The following is an 18,203-nucleotide window of genomic DNA, read 5'->3' as shown; positions in this document are numbered from 1 at the left end:
CGCGACTTTTCGAAAAAAGAGGAGCCAGACTTGCTGCGTGCCGCAATCATCCTCGTTGCCCTTGGGTTCGGCGGACTGGCCGCCTGGCTGGTGATTTCCCAGAAGGCGTCGCCGGTCGAGGCCGGTCCCGCCATAGCCGTGCCGATTCCGACCATGGATGTTCTGGTCGCAGCAACGGATGTGCCGGCCGGCGCTGCGCTGATTGCCGAGAACCTGCGGTGGCAGGCCTGGCCGTCCAGTGGCGTCGGCCCGTCATTCATCACCCGCGCCGCGCGGCCGGACGCCGAGGCCGAACTCCGGGGCATGACCGTGCGCTCCGGCTTTCTCGCGGGTGAGCCCGTGCATGAAAGCCGCCTGCTGGGCATGGGGGCCGGGTTCCTGTCGGTCATGCTGGAGTCCGGAATGAGGGCGGTGGCGGTGAAGGTGAATGCCGAAACCACAGCCGGAGGGTTCATTCTGCCAAACGACCATGTCGATGTGATGCAAACTATCAATGTGATAGACGGAGGGGGTGCCGGGACAATCGTTAGCCAGGTACTTCTGAGCAACGTGCGCGTGCTGGCGATCGACCAGATGGCAGCCAGGCAGGACAGCGACTCGCTGGTCGGCAAGACCGCGACGCTGGAGCTTTTTCCCGATCAGGTCGAGAAGGTCACGACGGCTGCGGTATCCGGGGCAATTTCGCTGGTTCTGCGCCCCCTGGCTGACAATGCCGATCTTGCCGAGCCTCCTGCACCCCCCGTCATGGCGCCGCCGCCATCGCGAACGATCCGCATCTATCGGTCGGGCGGATTGGAACTGATGAAGCTCGATGCAGCCGCCACGGGCCCGGTGGTCCGGCCATGATGCAGGAAACGCGACCATGAACGCAGCCCTTCCGAAACTGGTTCTGGGGCCGGCCGAGGCGGTTGTCGCAACCGACAGCCCGGTCGGGCATGTGCCGCACATCACGGTCGGCACCTTCTGCGAAACGCCCGGGTCCCTCGCGGTCATCAGTGCCGCCGCGGAAGACCGGCGCCTGTCGCGTGCCGTCACGGCGAACAGCATGGGCGGCATTCCGCAGGCGATCGCGTTCTGCCGCAGCCACCCGACCCCGGATTTGCTGCTGCTGGAAAGCAGCAGCCCCCGCGATGCGTTGCTGGCGCAACTGGACGAACTGGCGACAGTCTGCGATGCCGCGACCAAGGTCGTGGTCATCGGCCGATCCAATGACGTGTCGCTGTATCGCGACCTGATGGACCGCGGCATCAGCGACTACATCGTGGGGCCGACAGAGACGCTGATGGTCATCGCCGCGGTCCTGCGCCTGTTCACAAGGGCAGGTGCGGTCAAACCCGGCGGGATCTGCGCCTTCATCGGCGCAAAGGGCGGTGTCGGTTCCTCGGTCATCGCGCAGAACCTGGGCTGGAACATCGCGCAGGAGCTTGCTCGGCCAGTGCTGCTGGCCGACATGGACCTGCAGTTCGGCTCGGTTTCGCTGAACCTGAACCTCGAAACCGCATCCGGCTTTGCCGACCAGCTCGGCGGTGCCGCGCGGAAGGACGATGTCGGTCGGCTGGACGACGGTCTGTTCAATCGCCTGCTGGTGCGGCGCGGCAGGTTTCTGAGTGTCTTGCCCAGCGGGAATGCGATGCGCGTCGTATCTGAACCGGGGCCCGAGATACTGAACCGGATGCTGGAACTGGCGCAGGCCAGCTTTACGGTCGCGGTCCTCGACCTTCCGCACGCCTGGACGCCATGGGTCCGGGGGGCCCTTGCCGCGGCTGACGAGGTCATCATCACCGCCGAGCCCGATCTGGGCAACCTGCGCAACGCGAAACGCCTGATCGACCTGTTGCGGACCCTGCGACCGAACGATGGGCCGCCACGACTGGTGCTGAACAAGGTCGGGGTTCCAGCGCGGAAAGAGATCAAGACGACAGAATTCGCCGCAGCCCTTCAGATCGAGGCGTCTGCGACCTTCGCCTTCGAGCCGCGCTGTTTCAGCAGCGCGTCGAACAGCGGGCAACTTCTCGCCGAAACGGCGACCCGGACGACAAGCAAGCGCCCCTTCGCCAGCCTGGTGCAGGCATTGGTCGATCGCAAGGACGCCCCGCCAAAACCGGCCACCCCTGCGCGCTTCTGGCGGCGCTGACGGATCGTCCGGGTTGACCTGAGGGCTTCGGACGCCAAGCCCCGCATGAAAGGCAGAAAAGATGTTCGGCACGCGCAAACAGGCAGATCGACCGGATTCAAAGCCGCAGATCGTCGAACTGCCCCGTACGCCTGCACCGGGTGTCAACACGACGCAGTTGGTTCACCCGCCTCTGACCGTTGCCCCGGTCGGGGACGACCGCCGGCAATCGGGGGGCAGACCCCCGGCTTATACGACCTCAAGAAGGAAACCTTCCTCGCCCTGATCGAATCGATCAACGTGGCGCAACTGTCGGTCATGGAAACCCGCCAGGCGCGCACCGAGGTGCGCGGCATCGTCCGCGACATCCTCAACGCCAAGAAGGCGGTGATTTCATCCGACGAAGAGGCCACGCTGGTCGAGGAGATCTGCGACGACGTTCTGGGCTACGGCCCGCTCGAGTCGCTGCTGGCACGCGATGACATTGCCGACATCATGGTCAGCGGAACCAAGCGCATATTCATCGAGGTGAACGGCAAGCTCCAGGAAACCGACATCCGGTTTCGTGACAACACGCAGTTGCTCAACGTCTGCCAGCGCATCGTCAGCCAGGTCGGGCGCCGCGTCGACGAATCCAGCCCGATCTGCGATGCACGCCTGCCTGATGGCAGCCGGGTAAACGTTATTGCGCCGCCCCTGTCGATCGACGGGCCAACGTTGACGATCCGCCGGTTCAAGAAGGAAAAGCTGACCCTCGACCAGCTTGTCGGCTTTGGCGCGATCACCGCCGAGGGGGCGGACATCCTGAAGATCATCGGACGGGTGCGCTGCAACGTGATCATTTCGGGCGGGACAGGTTCGGGCAAGACCACGCTGCTGAACTGCCTGACCGCATATGTCGCGCCGGGCGAGCGGATCGTGACCTGCGAAGACTCGGCCGAACTGCAACTGCAGCAGCGCCACGTCGTCCGGCTGGAAACCCGACCGCCGAACATCGAGGGCATCGGCGAGATCACCATGCGCGATCTGGTGAAGAACTGCCTGCGGATGCGGCCCGAACGGATCATCGTCGGCGAGGTGCGCGGCCCCGAGGCGTTCGACCTGCTGCAGGCGATGAACACCGGGCATGACGGGTCGATGGGCACGCTGCACGCCAACTCGCCGCGCGAGGCGCTGTCGCGGATCGAATCGATGATCACCATGGGCGGCTTTTCCCTGCCGTCGCTGACCATCCGGCAGATGGCGGTGGCGTCCATCGACGTGATCGTGCAGACCGCCCGCCTGCGCGACGGGTCGCGGCGCATCACCCATATCATCGAGGTTCTGGGGCTGGAGGGCGACGTGGCCATCACCCAGGACATCTTTGTCTACGACATCCTGGGCGAGGATGCCGCGGGCAACGTCATCTGGCGGCACCGGTCCACCGGAATCGGCCGCCCGGCCTTCTGGGAACGGGCGCGATACTTCGGCGAGGAAAAGCGGCTGGCGGCGGCGCTGGAAGCGTCGAAAGCCCGTGCCGAAGACCTGATCTGATCGGACCCGCGATGCTGACCCAGACCTCGCCCATCCTCGTCTTCGTACTGGTCACGCTCTGCATCGGAGGGCTTCTTTTCGCCCTGTTCCAGCCACGGCTGGGTCTTGGCCACAAGACGCGGCAGCGGATGGCGCTGGCGCTGGGCGCGGTTGCCCCCGCCGCCTCGCAAAGCGCCGCCGCAGAAGGCAAGCGCCGCAAGCGGTCGGTCGATGAAACCCTGCGCGAGATGGCCGAACAGCAGAAGGTCCGCACCGCCCGCCGCGAGCAGCCGTCCCTGACCCGTCGGCTGCGGCAGGGCGGCCTGCACTGGTCGATTTCAACCTACTGGGGCGTTTCCATCGTGATCGGCGTCGTCGCCTTTGCGGCCCTGTTGTCGGAAACCGATCTGGGTCCGGTCCTGGCGGCGGGCATGGGCGGCGCACTCGGCCTGCTGGTGCCGCATGGCTATGTGGGCTATCGCCGGAACCGGCGCTTTTCGCACTTTGCCGCCGAGTTTCCCAACGCGGTCGACACCATCGTGCGCGGCGTGAAGGCCGGGATGCCGGTGGGCGACTGCCTGCGGGTGGTGGCAACCTCGGCGCAAGAGCCGGTCAGGACAGAGTTCAAACTGGTGATCGACAACCAGACACTCGGGATGCCGGTGGACGAGGCGGTGCAGCGACTGGCCCTGCGGGTGCCCACGGCCGAGACCCGCTTCCTTGCCATCGTGATCACCATCCAGAGCCGGAGCGGCGGCAACCTGGCCGAGGCGCTCGACAACCTGTCGGTCGTGCTGCGCGAGCGCAAGAAGATGCGTGCCAAGATCCGGGCGATGGGGGCCGAGGCCAAGGCTTCGGCCTGGATCATCGGGTCGCTGCCGGTGGTCGTGTGCCTGTTCGTCTATCTGATGAGCCCCGAATACATCGGCCTGCTGTTCACCGAGACGGTCGGCAACATCGTCCTCGCCGTCTGCGGCGTCTGGATGATGATCGGCGTGCTGATCATGCGCAAGATGATCAATTTCGACTTCTGAGAGGTGGCGGACATGAGCCTTTCCGATCTGGGCATCGACCCCGACCTGATCGCCGCCGCACTGGCGGCCATTGCGGTCTTCTGCGGGATCATCGCCGTGGCGTGGCCCTGGCTCGCGCGCAATGCCCTGGGTCTGCGCGTGCTCCAGTTGACCGACGAGCGGGAAAGGATCCGGTTGCGCGGGGGGGCAGATCGCGACCGCGACAAGAACGGTGCGCTGCTGCTCCGGGAACCCCGACGCATGTTCGCCGCCATTGTGGAACGGCTGAACCTGCTGTGGCGCTCGGACGACGGCGCAACAGAGCGTCTGCTGCTGATCGCGGGCTATCGCGGGCGGGCGCCGATGGTCGCCTTTCAGGCGCTGCAGGTGCTGGTTCCCATCATCGTTTTCATGCTTGCCGTGTTCTATGTCTTCGTGGTGATCCGGCCCGACCTGCCCTTTGCGGCGCGTGCCGCAATGACCGTGAGTGCCGCCATCATGGGCCATTTCCTGCCGCAGCTTTGCATCAAGAACCGGATTGCCAAGCGCAAGATCTCGATCCGTCAAAGCTGGCCCGACGCGCTGGACCTGCTGCTGATCTGCGTCGAGTCCGGCATGAGCAGCGAAGCGGCTTTCCGGAAGGTGGCCGAGGAAATCGGCGGCCAGTCCAGGGAGCTTGCCGAGGAATTGTCGCTGACGACGGCCGAACTGGCCTATCTGCCGGACCGGCGTGCCGCCTACAACAACCTTGCGATGCGGACCGACCTTGACGGCGTGCGCTCGGTCGTGTCCGGTCTGACCCAGTCCGAGAAATACGGCACCTCGCTGGGCCATGCCCTGCGCGTGCTGGCGCAGGAAAACCGCGACATGCGGATGAGCGATGCCGAGAAGCGCGCGGCTTCGCTGCCGCCCAAGCTGACGGTTCCGATGATCCTTTTCTTCCTGCCCGTCTTGTTCGCCGTGATCATCACCCCCGCCGCGATCCAGATCATGTCGAACTAGGCGCAGCGTTGCACGGCGCATTTTACAGTGGCCGCGAAGATGTGTCGCGGTTCAGGAAGTCCGGGCAGATACCCCGCTAACGTTCTCCGTCAGGCTTTGCGGGGCTTTGATCCGGCTTCTTGTCGCCAAGCCCCTGCTTTTGCGGGTTCATCACGTCAAACTCGTCCGGGCTGTGCGCCGAACCCTCCGGATCGCCCTGCGCGTTCTGACGCTTTCCCGGCGGGGTGCGCTTTTCCCTGGCGTGTTTGGGTTCATCGCCATGGTCGGCATCCACCTGAGGGTCGCGCAGGTCCTGGCCGGGCTGTTTCTGTGACCGCCTGGCCACTTCATTCGGATCGGCGCGCCGCTCGCCGGCAGGATCGATCTGCTGATTTCGTTGATCGATCACCCCACCCTTTTTTCGTAGCGCTTCGTTTGAAGGTGTCTTCTCTTTCATGGCGTCCTCCACTTCCAAAGGGTCAACAAAAGTCGCCCGGTTACGTTCCCGGATTTCTCTGACTGATTTTGGCTTGGGCTTCCGCGGCCCGTCAAAACCGCGGGCAGACGGCAGGAAACGCGGTGGTGACGGGGCCGGGGCGGGGTCGGTGGAGCCGCGGCAAACGCCACCGCAGCACACGGCAGACACGACCGGCCAAGGCCGGTTCCATTGCGCCGTTTCTCCGTGGCAGGGCTGCGCCGGATGCGGGCAAACCTCGGGGCAAGGCAAGAATCCGGGCGTTCGGGTTGAAGTTTCCGATGATCGGCGCTACAAGGGCCACATCATATCACAAGGCCAGAGGCACCTGTGCGATCAGTGAAGGATCGCGCCCGAGTGTTTTTTGCCGACATGCAGCGTGTGCCGCAGCCCCCCGTTCATGACCGCATGTCGGGCGGCCGGCGGCACTTTCAGGGGGCCCATGCAGGCGAAACTATCCGTCAGGAATGTCTACAAGATTTTCGGAGACAACGCGGCCGGGGCACTGGAGCGTCTGCGGCAGGGCGAGGGCAAGGCCGCCATCCTTGAAGATACCGGTGCGACCGTTGGCGTGCAGGATGCCAGTTTCGAGGTCGCACAGGGCGAGATTTTCGTGGTGATGGGGCTGTCGGGGTCCGGCAAGTCGACGCTGGTGCGTATGCTGAACGGGCTGATTGCGCCAACGGCCGGGGAAATCCTTATAGACGGGGAAGACATCGCCTCTTGTGCGCAATCGGCCCTGCGGCGGATACGCCGGAACAAGGTGGCGATGATCTTCCAGCACTTCGCCCTGTTCCCGCACTGGACCGTGGTTGCCAATGTCGCCTATGGCCAGAAGATCAAGGGTGTGGGCGCGGCCGAGCGGCGCGAGGAGGCGCTGCGGACGCTGGAAATGGTCGGGCTGGCACCCTGGGCCGACAGCCTGCCGTCGGACCTTTCGGGCGGGATGCAGCAGCGCGTCGGGCTGGCGCGCGGCCTTGCCACCGGCCCCCAGATCCTGCTGATGGATGAACCCTTCGGCGCCCTCGATCCGCTGATCCGGCGCCAGATGCAGGAAGAACTGCTGACGTTGCAGCAGACGATGAAGAAGACGATCATCTTCATCACGCATGACCTGAACGAGGCGCTGCTGCTCGGCGACCGCATCGCGATCATGAAGGATGGCGAACTGGTCCAGATCGGCACGGCGCAGGAGATCGTGACCAATCCGGCCGACGACTACGTTGCCGCCTTCGTGGCCGACATCGACCGCGGCCGCGTGTTCACGGCAGACGACATCTCGGGGCGCCCGACCTCGGTGCAACTGCACAGCGACACCTCGGATCAGGCCCTGCGGATCATGGAGGACAACGACAGCCATGCCCTGCACGTCGTGGATGGCGAGCGGCTGGTGGGCCTTGTCACCTACAAGGATCTGGCCGCGCAGGCGGGCAACGGGGCAGGGCCACCCGGCACGCTGGGGCAGGCGCTGATCACCGATTTCGCGGCGGTGGATGGCGATGCGCAACTGCACACGCTCTACAGCGCGGCCGGATCGGGGCTGCCGATCGCGGTGACCGACAGCCGCGACCGGCTGGTGGGCGTGGTGCAGCCGCGCGACGTGCTGGCGCAACTGTCCGCCGACACCCCTTCAACGGAACCGGAGGCGTCCGATGCTCAGTCCCGCTGATCTGATCACGATCCCGTTCGACGACTGGGTGACCGCCTTCGTGCGCGGCTGGCTGGTGCCGAACTTCCGCCCCGCCTTCCGCGCGGCGCAGGTGCCGGTCACGGTCGTGCTGAACAATCTCAACACCTTCCTGCTGTTCGTGCCGATGCTGCTGACCACGGCGGTCTTTGCCGGCATGGCGTGGCGCGTGGTCGGCAGGGGCATGGCGATCTTCACCCTTGTCGGCTTTGCCTTCATCGACATGATCGGGCTCTGGCCCCAGACCATGACCACGCTGGCGATGATCCTGACCTCGGTGATCTTCTGCGCCATGATCGGCATCCCGCTCGGCATCCTGTCCGCGCGCAGCGACCGGATGTGGAAGGTCACGCGGCCGGTGCTCGACATCATGCAGACGATCCCGTCCTTCGTCTATCTGGTGCCGATCGTGATGCTGTTCGGCGTCGGCATGGCGCCCGGCATCATCGCCACGATCATCTTCGCCCTGCCGCCCATCGTGCGGCTGACCAACCTCGGCATCCGCAACGTGCGCGAGGATCTGATCGAGGCGGCGCAGGCTTTCGGGTCAACCGGTTGGCAGATGCTGTGGGATCTGCAGATCCCGCTGGCGCTGCGCACCATCATGGCGGGCCTGAACCAGACGCTGATGCTGGCGCTTTCGATGGTGGTCATCACGGCCCTGATCGGCGCGGGCGGCCTTGGGCTGGTGGTGAACACCGGGCTCGGCCGGCTGGATGTCGGCGGGGCGACGGCGGGCGGCATGGGGATCGTGATCCTTGCCATCGTGCTTGACCGCATCACCCAGGGGCTGGCCGAAAAGGCAAAGGTCGCAAGACTGTCGCTGGGCGCGAGCCTGATGAACCTGTTCCGCTTCCGGGGCTCCGCCCCCGAAGGTGCAACCAAGAAGGCGGGTTGAACCGCCCTTTCGCGGGTGGGCCATCCGGCCCGCCCATCTTGTCTGAAAGTCAATCGGAAGGAGACCGCAACGCATGTTCAGTCTCGGCAAAACACTCACCACCGTCGGAACCATCGCGCTTCTCGCCACCGCCACGGCACATTCTGCCCTGGCCCAGGAAAAGCCCGGTGAAGGCGTGACCATCGTCATGGCCCAACCCACCTGGGATACCGGCTGGTTCCATACCGAAATCTACAAGCAACTCCTGCAAGAGCTGGGCTATGCGCTGGGCGACACCATGACGCTCGACAACCCGGCCTTCTATCAGTCGGTGGCCTACGGCGACGTGACGCTTTGGGTCGATGGCTGGTTCCCGCTGCACGACACCTACCGCGCGGCCTTCGAGACCGGGGCCGAAACCGTTGGCGCCGTGGCCAGGGGTGGCGCACTGGAAGGCTATCTGGTCGACAAGGCGTCGGCCGACAAGTTCGGCATCACCTCGCTTGACGATTTCAAGCGGGCCGAGGTTCAGGAAGCCTTCGACCGCGATGGCGACGGCAAGGCCGATCTGGTCGCCTGCCCGCCGGGCTGGGGCTGCGAGATCAACATCGAGCACCACCTCGACGCCTACGAACTGCGCGACCACATCAACCCGATCAAGGCCGGCTATTCCGCCTCGATGGCCGATGCGGTCGCGTCCTATGGCGCTGGCGAGCCGATCCTGTTCTACACCTGGACGCCGAACTGGACCGTGAACGAACTGGTTCCGGGCGAGGATGTCGTCTGGATCGAGGTGCCAAGGGTCGATCTACCGGGCGACATGATGAAGCTCGCAGACGCCGCGACGCGGCCGGGTGTCGTCGGTTGCGTGAATGATCCCTGCAAGCTCGGCTTCCCGGCCAACGACATCGTGCCGGTGGCCAACAGCGCGTTCCTGCAAGACAATCCGGCCGTGCGAACCCTGCTGACCGCGGTCGAGATTCCGCTGGCCGACATCTTCGCGCAGAATGCCGCGATGAATGCGGGCGATGCCGACATCGAGGCCCAGGCAAAGGCCTGGATCGCCGGACACCGGGCCCAGGTGGATGGCTGGCTCGGCAAGGCACGGGTTGCGACGCAGTAAGCGCATCCTCCGCTGGCCGGGCGATGCGCCCGGCCAGCGGGGCGCCACATTGCCGGGGCTGTGATCACCTTGACAACGGGAGCCGGCGCAGCACTGGCTGCCCCCGCCCGGTCATCATCACCTCATCCGGGACATTCTTCGTGCGTTCATCCTTGTTCCGACCCCCTGTCCAGGAGCCGGTTCACGGCGTCCATCAGCGACCCGTCATGGTAGGGCTTGATCAGATACGCGTCATAAGCCGGATCATCGTTCAAGGGCAGACCACACTCCGGAACGGCCGTGGTGAGGATCACGGGCGTGGTCTCACCTCGTTCGCGCAACGCCCGGATCATCTGAAGGCCGTTCATCCGGGGCATCATGTAGTCGGAAATGATCAGATCAGGCGCGGAAGACAGGGCTTGCGCAAGCCCCGCTTCGCCGTTTGCGGCCATCACCACCTTGTGGCCCGCATCCTCCAGCACCATGCTGGCCGAAAGCGCGATGATCAGTTCGTCTTCGACGATCAGGATGTATGCCATCTATGCGCCATCGCCGACGCTGACGGCTTCGTCGGGCCGACGGCCGCCGGTATGGCCCTGGCCAAACTGTGCGCCTTTGTCCCTGATGTGAAAGACCTCCGGGAATGTGTCAAAGCCGCTATCCCTGATCTTCAGCACCAGCAGCTCGCGATCCATATTGTTGGCAATATGGTTGGCTCGTCGAGCGTAGTGAACCAGAACGACATTGTCGACCATTTGCGACAGGTCGTCCATCGCCATCCTTTCGGGCATGAACAACTGTGGCATCTCCAATGAATAAACGCTCGTGGTACCGGACTCGTGCAGGGCTGCGCTCAAGGCATTGACGAATAGCGGAAGACGCTCGGGAAACAGGAAGGCATGGCGCAACGCGCCGATGCCGTCGAGAAACACGCGTTTCACGCCGCGCCGGCTGATCGCGGTCAGCATTCGCCTGGCAAGTTCGTCGGGCAGATTCTCGGCCGGCGACTGCCAGATGATCTCGAGCGCGCCCGAGGCGATCAGGCCGTCAATGTCGATGCCGATGCTGCGCGCCTTCGTCAGCAGCCTTGCGGGTGTTTCATAGAAGCCGAACAGCAGGCCGGGGGCCTCGGGCGTCGCCTGCGCCAGAAACTGAAGCCCGAACGTCGTCTTGCCCGAACCGGACGGGCCGGCCAAGACCGTCGCGGAGGCCGCAGGATAGCCGCCGCCGATCATCTTGTCGAAACCGGTGATCCCGGTGCTGACGCGGTCGATGGTCACCGAAGGCGTCGGCTTGTGATTCATCAGCGCCTCGAGCCGCGGAAAGACCTCCAGTCCATTCTCCGTGATGCGGAACTGGTGGCGGCCCCGCATGAAGGCGCCGCCGCGCTGCTTGCGCACGACCAGATTGCGCACCGCGCGCATCCCGCACATCTCGTCCAGGAATTCGATCCCGCCGTCGACCATGGTATGCTCGGGCGATCCCTCCCTGTGGCTCTGACTTGTCAGCAACAGCAGCGTGCGATTTCCAAGTGCCGCCTGCCCCTGAATGTCGTGGACGAAACGCCGGAATTCCCGCTCGTCGGCGGCGCTGTCATGCGCGACGAACAGGCCGTCAAGCACGACAAGGCCGACATCATGTCAGCGGCTTTCCTCGAAGACCAACCGAAGCAGCCCCGCCAACCCATCCGAGTGCAGGGTGGCAAAGGCGCTCAGATACACGATCGAGGCCGGGACCAGGCTCCGGTCGAAGAAGCTCATCGCGCTCATGTGCATCATCATCCGGTCGTGAGACTCGGCAAGAAGCGACACGTAGAGCGCCCGCCCCCCGCCGCGCGCGATGTTGCAGCACGCCTGGTTGGCAAAGATGGTCTTGCCGGCCCCCGGGGGGCCGTGCACGATATAGGCCGCACCGCGCACAAGCCCGCCGTTCAGAATTGTGTCGAGCCCCTCGACCCCCGTCTTGATCCTGTCAGTGCATGTAATCCGCATCGTCATCCTGTGTTCAGTGAACATTGGCCGGGTCCGCCCCGCCGAGCAAAACCGGCAGCGCGCGCGACAATGGATCAGAAAGAGTGGCAGCGTCGCGCGCTGAAGCGGCACGCACATCATTGCCCTTCGCTACCTCTGGTTGAACCAGCAGATACGCCACGGCCGATGGATTGCTGCAACGCAGGTTAGCCCCAGGGGTTGGCGCTACGAATACAACAACGTCAGGCCGCATTCCTCGCTGGGCGACCTGACACCCGCCCAAGCGCGCCGAGCGCCTGAGCAATCTGACCTCACCGCACCCGGCGCGCGTGCCCAAACCAAAACCGACGAGGATCGGTGGTGTCGCGGGAGTGGTGGAAATTTGAAGGCGGCGTAATCTCCGGGTGAACTGAAACCCACCCAGCCGGCGGCGCCAACCGCCAGGGAGATCACGCCATGAACGACATTACCGACAGCTCGGCCTTTTCGCTACTGCCCGACACGACCGGGTATGACCCGATCGAGGAGCGCCTGCGGGCGAGCGTCCGCGCGACCATCGAGACCATGTTTGAAGAGGAACTGGCCGAGTTTCTCGGCCGCATGCGCTACGGTCGCGGCGACGAGAAGGCGAAGGGCTATCGCCACGGGCACCGCGAGCGGCAGCTGACCGGCACCTTCGGCACCGAAACGGTGCGCGTGCCCCGCGCCCGGGTCGAGGACGAGGACGGCAAGGCTAAGGAATGGCGCTCGAAGGCGCTGCCGCGCTACCAGCGGCTGACGAAGAAGGCCGAGGCGCTGATCGCGGCGGTCTATCTTGCCGGGACCAACACCCGGCGCGTCAAGCGGGCGCTGTTCGGGCTGTTCGAGGGCGCCGTCAGCAAGGATGTGGTCAGCCGGGCCTGGCGCAAGGTGAAGGTGGATTGGGATGCCTGGTCGGCCCGCAGCCTGGCCGACGAGGACATCGTCCGGCTGATCCTCGACGGCACCGTGATCCGGACCCGGCTGGACCGGAAGGCCACCAACATCTCGGTGCTGGCGGCGATCGGCATCCGCCGCGACGGGCAGAAGGTATTGTTATCCATCAAGAACATGGGCGGAGAGAGCACATCTGCCTGGCGCCAGTTCCTCGACGACCTTGATGCCCGCGGTCTGAAGCGGCCCGAGTTCGTCATTGTTGACGGCGCCCCCGGATTGGAAGCCGCTCTGGTCGCGCTGTGGGGCGAGGCTCTGCCGATCCAGCGCTGCACGGTCCACAAGCACCGAAACCTGCTGGCGCACGCGCCCAGGCACCTGCACGACGAGCTGACCGAGGACTACCGCGACATGATCTGCGCCGACACCGCCGCCGGGATCGAGACCCGCCGCAAGGCATTCCTGCGCAAGTGGCAGCTCAAGTGCAAGGCCGTTGCCGACAGCCTTGAAGAAGCAGGGGACCGGCTCTTCAGCTTCACCCGCCTCGACCCGTCGCAATGGAAGTCGGCCCGGACCACCAACGCCATCGAACGGCTGAACGAGGAGTTCCGTCGCCGCGTCAAGACCCAGACCGTGCTGCCCTGCGCCGAGACCGTGCCGATGCTGCTCTGGGCGCTGCTGGCATCCGGCCAGATCCAGATGCGCAAGGTCGACGGCTGGGAGATGAACCGCCCCGGGTTTACCGGAGGGCAAAACTCTCGGAGAATTGCCCGTTATGGAACAGACCTCAAAGAAGAAGACCTCGAAGCCGTATTCACCTGAGTTCCGCGAGCGTGCGGTGCGGCTGGCGATGGAACACCGCGATGATTATCAGAGCGAGGCTGCGGCGCTGACGGCGATTGCAGGTAAATTGGGCTGTTCGACGGACAGCCTTCGCGTCTGGATGCGACAGGTCCAGCGCGATGGTGGCGAACGGCCGGGACCTACCAGCGCTGAGATCGCGCGGATCAAAGAGCTTGAGCGCGAGAACCGGGAACTGCGGCAAGCGAACGAGATTCTGCGCAAAGCTTCAGCGTATTTTGCCCAGGCGGAGCTCGACCGCCCGTTTCGCAAATGACTGCTTTCATTGAGGAAAGCCGAGAGGCATTCGGGGTCGAGCCGATCTGCAGGGCACTGCAGTTTGCCCCTTCCACCTTTTATGACCGGCGGGCGATCATGCGTGATCCTGACCGGGCCTCGGCCCGGGCCAAATCGGATGCCGCCCTGAGCCTCAAGATCGACGCGGCCTGGGATGCCAACCGCAAGCTCTATGGCGCGCGGAAGATCTGGCATGTTTTGCGACGGCAGGGTGAAGACGCCGCCCGCTGCACCGTGGAACGATTGATGCGCCATCTGGGCATCAGGGGCGTGGTCCGTGGCAAGAAGGTCATCACGACCAATCCTGACACGTCTCTGCCTTGCCCGGACGACAAGGTGAACCGGCTGTTCATGGCGGATCGGCCGAACAAGCTGTGGGTTTCAGATTTCACCTATGTGCCCACATGGTCCGGCACCGTCTACGTGGCCTTCGTCATCGACGTCTTTGCACGTCGTATTGTCGGTTGGCGCGTCTCGACATCGATGAAGACCCAGTTTGTGCTCGACGCGCTGGAGCAAGCGATCTGGCAAAGAAAGACGCCGGATAACAAGAGCTTGGTCCACCATTCGGACCGCGGATCACAATACCTGTCGATCAAATACACCGAACGCCTGGCCAAGGCCGAGATCGACCTTTCCGTTGGAACAGTTGGCGATGCCTATGACAACGCCTTGGCTGAATGCGTCATCGGCCTGTTCAAGACAGAGGTCATCAACCAGATCGGCCCCTGGAAATCAATGCGCGAGGTCGAATGGGAAACGCTGAAATGGATCGATTGGTATAACAACCGCCGCCTGCTTGGCCCAATCGGATACATCCCACCCGCAGAAGCAGAGGAGGCGTTCTATGCAAACCTGAACTCACTCGATATGGTCGCGTAGTCATTGAACAAACCACCCTCCGGTAAACCCGGGGCGGTTCAATGCGAAAGAACAATATTGTTGCAGGGTCGTCGAGGTAACACCCTGCCGACCCTTGTGATGGATGAGCCGCTCGATCACCGAGGGGATCGCCGGGTCATAAGGTGGTTCCTCGACGACATCGGGCACGCCGGGAGCTTGATGCCCGACGGAAACCTCCGCAATGAAGGCCGCCTGCGGAGCAAGGGACCCTCCTCCGGTCCTGCCGGAGCCGAGAAAAGCTTCGCGTTCCAGCTCGACGGCTTCTCGCGCGAGATCCTCCGCGAGCGCATTTGCAGTATTCGGGCCTTGGTCCGGAGGAGCAGCCGCCCAAGCCGCAGCGCGCCCCTCGGTGAAAAGCTTGCGCACGCGCAGCATGGCCTGTGCCGAAAGCTCATCCTTGCGGGATGTGAGTTCCCGGAACTCACGTGCCAGCCGCAGCATGCGGGCCTCGCTCCGGAGGTCCTGTCCCAGCATTTTCAACGTCCGGTCAAGCTGGAACATTTCCAATTCGGATCGACCCTCCGCCTGAAGCCGGTCGAATTCAAGATCGCCGATGCCAGCGTTCGGCCCGATGGTCGCGAGCATCCGCCAAGCTTCGCGCATCGCCCAGTCAGCAGTGGCATCTCCTCCACCATCAGCGCAGATCAGTGTCTGATTCTTGCGGATGCGCGAAAGCTCCTCGCTCACCACATGGCGCAGCCAGGCGCGGGCATCTTCCACACTCAGGTGGTTGGTCTTTATCTCATCAAACATTCGGTCGCTCACAGAAGACAGTCTGCGGGCGATCATACAGGCTTCCGACAGCGTTGAGGTGCGCAAACTGACCTGCAAGACCTTCAAACATGTGGATTTCGGAAAGCGGCGCTTCCAGTGGAAAACGCTGCCCCGACGGATTACGTGCGTATGAAAAGCCATCCGGCCATTTCCCTCTATGAGAGGAAAGAGCCCCAAGATCCGGATTCGTGTGTGACACCCATGTGTGACACATCAAACCTAAATCAAAAAAAGCATAACATGATCAACAGTTTAGCGCTGATTTGGCTCCGGCGGTAGGGATCGAACCTACGACCAATTGATTAACAGTCAAGTTTTATGGCCAAACTGGCCCTAACTTTGTAAAACTATCGGCTGCACTTTTCCCCATATTTTGCTTGATATTGCGCTAGATGTTATGCAATGGTAGTAACGCGGGGTAACGGCGCAAAACGTCTAAATCTGTTACCCCTGTGTTACCCCGGCGGAAATCTTGAGCCGAAGCCGGGTAGCGACAGCCGCTTTCCGGCAAGCCGTTGGAAGCTAAGGGAAACCTTGGGGTAACAGATGGAGGTGATGAATTGACTATACGCCGCGCACTAACCACGAAAACCGTGGAAGCGATCAAACCCGACCCAAACCAACGCCTAGAATTGCCAGACCCGGCATTGTCTGGCCTTTACCTTGTGGTGCAACCCAGCGGGGCCAAATCATGGGCCTTGCGCTATCGCTACGCGGGCAAACCCAAGAAGCTGACCCTTGGTCGCTGGCCAGTGATGGGGCTGGCCGATGCGCGCGCCGCCGCGTCCAATGCTATCGAGGCGGTGGACTATGGCAACGATCCGAGCGCAGCGAAGAAGGCGACCAAGGCCGCACGGCTGGAAACCCAACTATCCGAGCGCGACAAGATCAAGACGCTGGTGGAGAAATTCGGCGCGCGACACCTGTCCACCCTGAAATCTGGCGAGACGGTCAAGCGCGAATTGAACCGGCACGTTGTGGCGATCTGGGGCGAAAGGGATATTCAAACCATTACAAAGCGCGACGTGATCGACCTGCTGGACGGGATTGCAGACAGCGGGCGGGTTGTGACTGCAAATCGCGTTCGGGCGTATCTGAACAAGTTTCTAAGCTGGTGTGTTGAGCGCGATATCATCACGCAATCGCCAGCCATGGGCGTCAAACCGGCGGCAAAGGAAAAGAGCCGCGACCGCGTGTTGACAAATCATGAGATCAAACTGTTCTGGCAAGCCTGCTATATTGAGGGCCAGCCTTGGGGCCACCTTGGCAAAATGCTTCTGTTGACCGGCCAGCGGCTTGGCGAGGTTGTGAATATGACCGACCGCGAAATCACCGGCGATCTATGGCACCTGACCGCCGACCGCACAAAGAACGGGCGCGCGCATGATGTAGCACTGTCAGAAGCCGCGCGCGCCGTTCTGGGGGCCGTGGAGCGCGTCAAGGGGCAGTCGGGATATGTGTTCACCATAAACGGAGCAAGCGCCCTACAGGGCTATCACAAGGGCCGGAATCACATTGCCAAACGCATGGCCGAGATTGCCAGCGAGGAACGCGGCGAGACGGTGGAAATTCCGCACTGGACGTTTCACGATCTGCGCCGCACGGCAGCGACCGGCATGGCGCGGCTGGGCATCCCGGTGCGTGTCACCGAGGCGGTTCTGAACCATGTGAGCGGCACCGCAGGCGGCATTGTGAGCGTTTATCAGCGGCACGACTATGCCGACGAAAAGCGCGATGCACTTAATGCGTGGGCGCGGTTTGTGGGCGATCTTGTGGACGGGACGCCGGATAACGTGGTGCGGATCGGGGGTTTGCGTTGATGGTTGATATGTCGCAATTTCGAAACAAACCTGTGTTAAAATGGAAAGAAGGTGATCCATCGCTTCTTATTCAGCAGGTGATGAAGGGTGATCTAAACGAAGGCGAACGTGAACTTATTGCAAGAATTATTTTTGGTGACCCACCGAAGCGTCAAAGAGGTGCCAAACTTTCTAGCCTAAAGCCTGTTGCAGCGGCGTTAGTTCGTTTCTGGCGCAGAGACGTTGATGGATGGACGGACAAGGATTCTATCAGTCGAGAAATCGAGATGAAATGTGATGTAAGCCGAACTATGGCGCAAAAATATCTCAAACAAATCGATAGACCTTCTTCGAAAGCACAAGCGATTCAAAGGCTCATATTTAATCACGAAAAGGTGAATCGGGAGCTTTTGCTTGAATCAGACGATCTGGAGATCATCGAATTATTGCGTAGGCAAAGGGAAACTGACTTGAAACCTAATTAAAAGAAATACGTGTCACGCCTTGTTTTGCATCATGCTTTATTCTGTGAATATTGAGAGGTCTAACCTGTTATAACGAGGTAGGCCAATGAACACGCAACCTAGTCTGTCACCTAACGAGCTTTCTGAAAGGGCACGCACCGAAGCGGACATGTGCCACCCGCACCGTCGCATTCAAGCGGCAACCGTTCGCCAGATGTGCGGCGGTATCAGCGACATGACGTTGTGGCGCTGGCTGGATAATCCCGAACTGGACTTCCCCCGCCCGACTTACATTGGACGTCGCCGTTTCTGGCGTGAGGCCGAAATCGTCGATTGGCTGGACGCCCAAGCCAAGGGCGTCGCACAACCGATCTTCACTCAAAAGTAAAAACCCGCCCGCATTGAGCGCGGACGGGCTTTAACGAAGTCAGAGCGGACAGCTTTGATGGGGCATTATAGCACCGCTGCGCCTTTGGGGCAATAT

Annotated in this window: 19 protein-coding genes and 1 other annotated feature; of the genes, 14 read left to right on the top strand and 5 right to left on the bottom strand. The window is 62.8% G+C overall.

Annotated features, from left to right (window positions below; translation table 11 throughout):
• The first annotated feature begins 30 nt into the window (after positions 1–30).
• From cpaB to RNZ50_01415, 5 genes are all read left to right on the top strand, one after another.
• Positions 31–846 (top strand): Flp pilus assembly protein CpaB, encoded by an 816-nt coding sequence (gene cpaB, locus RNZ50_01435; protein ID MDT8853714.1) that lies wholly within the window; start codon positions 31–33, stop codon positions 844–846.
• 16 nt (positions 847–862) lie between these two features.
• Positions 863–2,134 carry an AAA family ATPase gene (locus RNZ50_01430; protein MDT8853713.1) on the top strand — a complete coding sequence of 424 codons (1,272 nt, stop codon included), beginning with the start codon at positions 863–865 and terminating at the stop codon, positions 2,132–2,134.
• A gap of 279 nt (positions 2,135–2,413) precedes the next feature.
• Entirely contained in the window at positions 2,414–3,646 is a 1,233-nt protein-coding gene (locus RNZ50_01425) for a CpaF family protein (GenBank protein MDT8853712.1), read from the top strand.
• 11 nt (positions 3,647–3,657) lie between these two features.
• Positions 3,658–4,659, top strand: coding sequence for a type II secretion system F family protein (locus RNZ50_01420; protein MDT8853711.1), 1,002 nt, complete (start codon positions 3,658–3,660; stop codon positions 4,657–4,659).
• A gap of 12 nt (positions 4,660–4,671) precedes the next feature.
• On the top strand, positions 4,672–5,640 hold the full coding sequence (locus RNZ50_01415) for a type II secretion system F family protein (GenBank protein ID MDT8853710.1): 969 nt from the start codon (positions 4,672–4,674) through the stop codon (positions 5,638–5,640).
• A 76-nt stretch (positions 5,641–5,716) separates the two neighbouring features.
• On the opposite strand, the gene RNZ50_01410 is transcribed toward RNZ50_01415, so the two are convergent.
• Positions 5,717–6,076: a hypothetical protein gene (locus RNZ50_01410; protein MDT8853709.1), complete on the bottom strand. Its 360-nt coding sequence runs from the start codon at positions 6,074–6,076 to the stop codon at positions 5,717–5,719.
• Between the two features lie 460 nt (positions 6,077–6,536).
• Here RNZ50_01410 and RNZ50_01405 point away from each other — a divergent pair, with 460 nt between their 5' ends.
• The 3 genes from RNZ50_01405 (at position 6,537) to proX (ending at position 9,781) form a co-directional block, all read left to right on the top strand.
• A complete protein-coding gene (locus RNZ50_01405; GenBank protein ID MDT8853708.1) occupies positions 6,537–7,763 on the top strand; it encodes a glycine betaine/L-proline ABC transporter ATP-binding protein in 1,227 nt (408 codons plus the stop codon).
• On the top strand, positions 7,747–8,679 hold the full coding sequence (locus RNZ50_01400) for a proline/glycine betaine ABC transporter permease (GenBank protein MDT8853707.1): 933 nt from the start codon (positions 7,747–7,749) through the stop codon (positions 8,677–8,679). The genes RNZ50_01405 and RNZ50_01400 overlap by 17 nt, the downstream gene beginning before the upstream one ends.
• A 73-nt stretch (positions 8,680–8,752) precedes the next feature.
• The gene (gene proX, locus RNZ50_01395; protein MDT8853706.1) at positions 8,753–9,781 is read left to right on the top strand and encodes a glycine betaine/L-proline ABC transporter substrate-binding protein ProX; all 1,029 of its coding nucleotides are present in this window, start codon (positions 8,753–8,755) and stop codon (positions 9,779–9,781) included.
• A gap of 146 nt (positions 9,782–9,927) precedes the next feature.
• Here the strand turns inward: proX and RNZ50_01390 are convergent, their stop codons facing one another.
• From RNZ50_01390 to RNZ50_01380, 3 genes are read right to left on the bottom strand one after another with little or no spacing between them, the layout of a single operon-like run.
• On the bottom strand, positions 9,928–10,299 hold the full coding sequence (locus RNZ50_01390; protein MDT8853705.1) for a response regulator: 372 nt from the start codon (positions 10,297–10,299) through the stop codon (positions 9,928–9,930).
• Entirely contained in the window at positions 10,300–11,382 is a 1,083-nt protein-coding gene (locus RNZ50_01385; GenBank protein ID MDT8853704.1) for an ATPase domain-containing protein, read from the bottom strand. It lies immediately after the preceding gene.
• An 18-nt stretch (positions 11,383–11,400) separates the two neighbouring features.
• Entirely contained in the window at positions 11,401–11,757 is a 357-nt protein-coding gene (locus RNZ50_01380; protein MDT8853703.1) for an RAD55 family ATPase, read from the bottom strand.
• A 109-nt stretch (positions 11,758–11,866) separates the two neighbouring features.
• Here RNZ50_01380 and RNZ50_01375 point away from each other — a divergent pair, with 109 nt between their 5' ends.
• From RNZ50_01375 to RNZ50_01365, 3 genes are all read left to right on the top strand, one after another.
• Positions 11,867–12,127: an integrase core domain-containing protein gene (locus tag RNZ50_01375; GenBank protein MDT8853702.1), complete on the top strand. Its 261-nt coding sequence runs from the start codon at positions 11,867–11,869 to the stop codon at positions 12,125–12,127.
• Between the two features lie 59 nt (positions 12,128–12,186).
• Entirely contained in the window at positions 12,187–13,464 is a 1,278-nt protein-coding gene (locus tag RNZ50_01370; protein ID MDT8853701.1) for an IS256 family transposase, read from the top strand.
• A protein-coding gene (locus tag RNZ50_01365) for an IS3 family transposase (GenBank protein ID MDT8853700.1) occupies positions 13,418–14,661 on the top strand; the annotation gives its coding sequence in 2 pieces (ribosomal slippage) (positions 13,418–13,721 and positions 13,721–14,661; 1,245 coding nt in all). Before RNZ50_01370 ends, RNZ50_01365 begins: the two co-directional genes overlap by 47 nt.
• Positions 13,714–13,830 (top strand) — a sequence feature (AL1L pseudoknot). It overlaps the preceding gene by 117 nt.
• Here the strand turns inward: RNZ50_01365 and RNZ50_01360 are convergent.
• On the bottom strand, positions 14,662–15,597 hold the full coding sequence (locus RNZ50_01360) for a hypothetical protein (GenBank protein MDT8853699.1): 936 nt from the start codon (positions 15,595–15,597) through the stop codon (positions 14,662–14,664).
• Positions 15,598–16,016: 419 nt separating this feature from the next.
• Here RNZ50_01360 and RNZ50_01355 point away from each other — a divergent pair, with 419 nt between their 5' ends.
• The 3 genes from RNZ50_01355 to RNZ50_01345 all read left to right on the top strand — a co-directional run bounded on the left by RNZ50_01355 (position 16,017) and on the right by RNZ50_01345 (position 18,107).
• A complete protein-coding gene (locus tag RNZ50_01355) occupies positions 16,017–17,276 on the top strand; it encodes an integrase arm-type DNA-binding domain-containing protein (protein ID MDT8853698.1) in 1,260 nt (419 codons plus the stop codon).
• Positions 17,273–17,740: a hypothetical protein gene (locus RNZ50_01350; protein ID MDT8853697.1), complete on the top strand. Its 468-nt coding sequence runs from the start codon at positions 17,273–17,275 to the stop codon at positions 17,738–17,740. The genes RNZ50_01355 and RNZ50_01350 overlap by 4 nt, the downstream gene beginning before the upstream one ends.
• Before the next feature lie 85 nt (positions 17,741–17,825).
• The gene (locus RNZ50_01345; GenBank protein ID MDT8853696.1) at positions 17,826–18,107 is read left to right on the top strand and encodes an AlpA family phage regulatory protein; all 282 of its coding nucleotides are present in this window, start codon (positions 17,826–17,828) and stop codon (positions 18,105–18,107) included.
• Positions 18,108–18,203 lie beyond the last annotated feature (96 nt).

Source organism: Paracoccaceae bacterium Fryx2 (genome assembly GCA_032334235.1).
Taxonomy (GTDB): Bacteria; Pseudomonadota; Alphaproteobacteria; order Rhodobacterales; family Rhodobacteraceae; genus JAVSGI01.
Note: the sequence above shows the minus strand (reverse complement) of the source record. Positions and strands in the feature narration are given on the sequence as shown.

Bases quoted from the DNA above. Each gene is read 5' to 3' on its own strand.
- RNZ50_01430 (MDT8853713.1), top strand. From the start codon at position 863: ATGAACGCAGCCCTTCCGAAACTGGTTCTGGGGCCGGCCGAGGCGGTT.
- RNZ50_01420 (MDT8853711.1), top strand. From the start codon at position 3,658: ATGCTGACCCAGACCTCGCCCATCCTCGTCTTCGTACTGGTCACGCTC.
- RNZ50_01415 (MDT8853710.1), top strand. From the start codon at position 4,672: ATGAGCCTTTCCGATCTGGGCATCGACCCCGACCTGATCGCCGCCGCA.
- RNZ50_01410 (MDT8853709.1), bottom strand. From the start codon at position 6,076: ATGAAAGAGAAGACACCTTCAAACGAAGCGCTACGAAAAAAGGGTGGG.
- RNZ50_01405 (MDT8853708.1), top strand. From the start codon at position 6,537: ATGCAGGCGAAACTATCCGTCAGGAATGTCTACAAGATTTTCGGAGAC.
- RNZ50_01400 (MDT8853707.1), top strand. From the start codon at position 7,747: ATGCTCAGTCCCGCTGATCTGATCACGATCCCGTTCGACGACTGGGTG.
- proX (MDT8853706.1), top strand. From the start codon at position 8,753: ATGTTCAGTCTCGGCAAAACACTCACCACCGTCGGAACCATCGCGCTT.
- RNZ50_01390 (MDT8853705.1), bottom strand. From the start codon at position 10,299: ATGGCATACATCCTGATCGTCGAAGACGAACTGATCATCGCGCTTTCG.
- RNZ50_01380 (MDT8853703.1), bottom strand. From the start codon at position 11,757: ATGACGATGCGGATTACATGCACTGACAGGATCAAGACGGGGGTCGAG.
- RNZ50_01370 (MDT8853701.1), top strand. From the start codon at position 12,187: ATGAACGACATTACCGACAGCTCGGCCTTTTCGCTACTGCCCGACACG.
- RNZ50_01360 (MDT8853699.1), bottom strand. From the start codon at position 15,597: ATGGCTTTTCATACGCACGTAATCCGTCGGGGCAGCGTTTTCCACTGG.
- RNZ50_01345 (MDT8853696.1), top strand. From the start codon at position 17,826: ATGAACACGCAACCTAGTCTGTCACCTAACGAGCTTTCTGAAAGGGCA.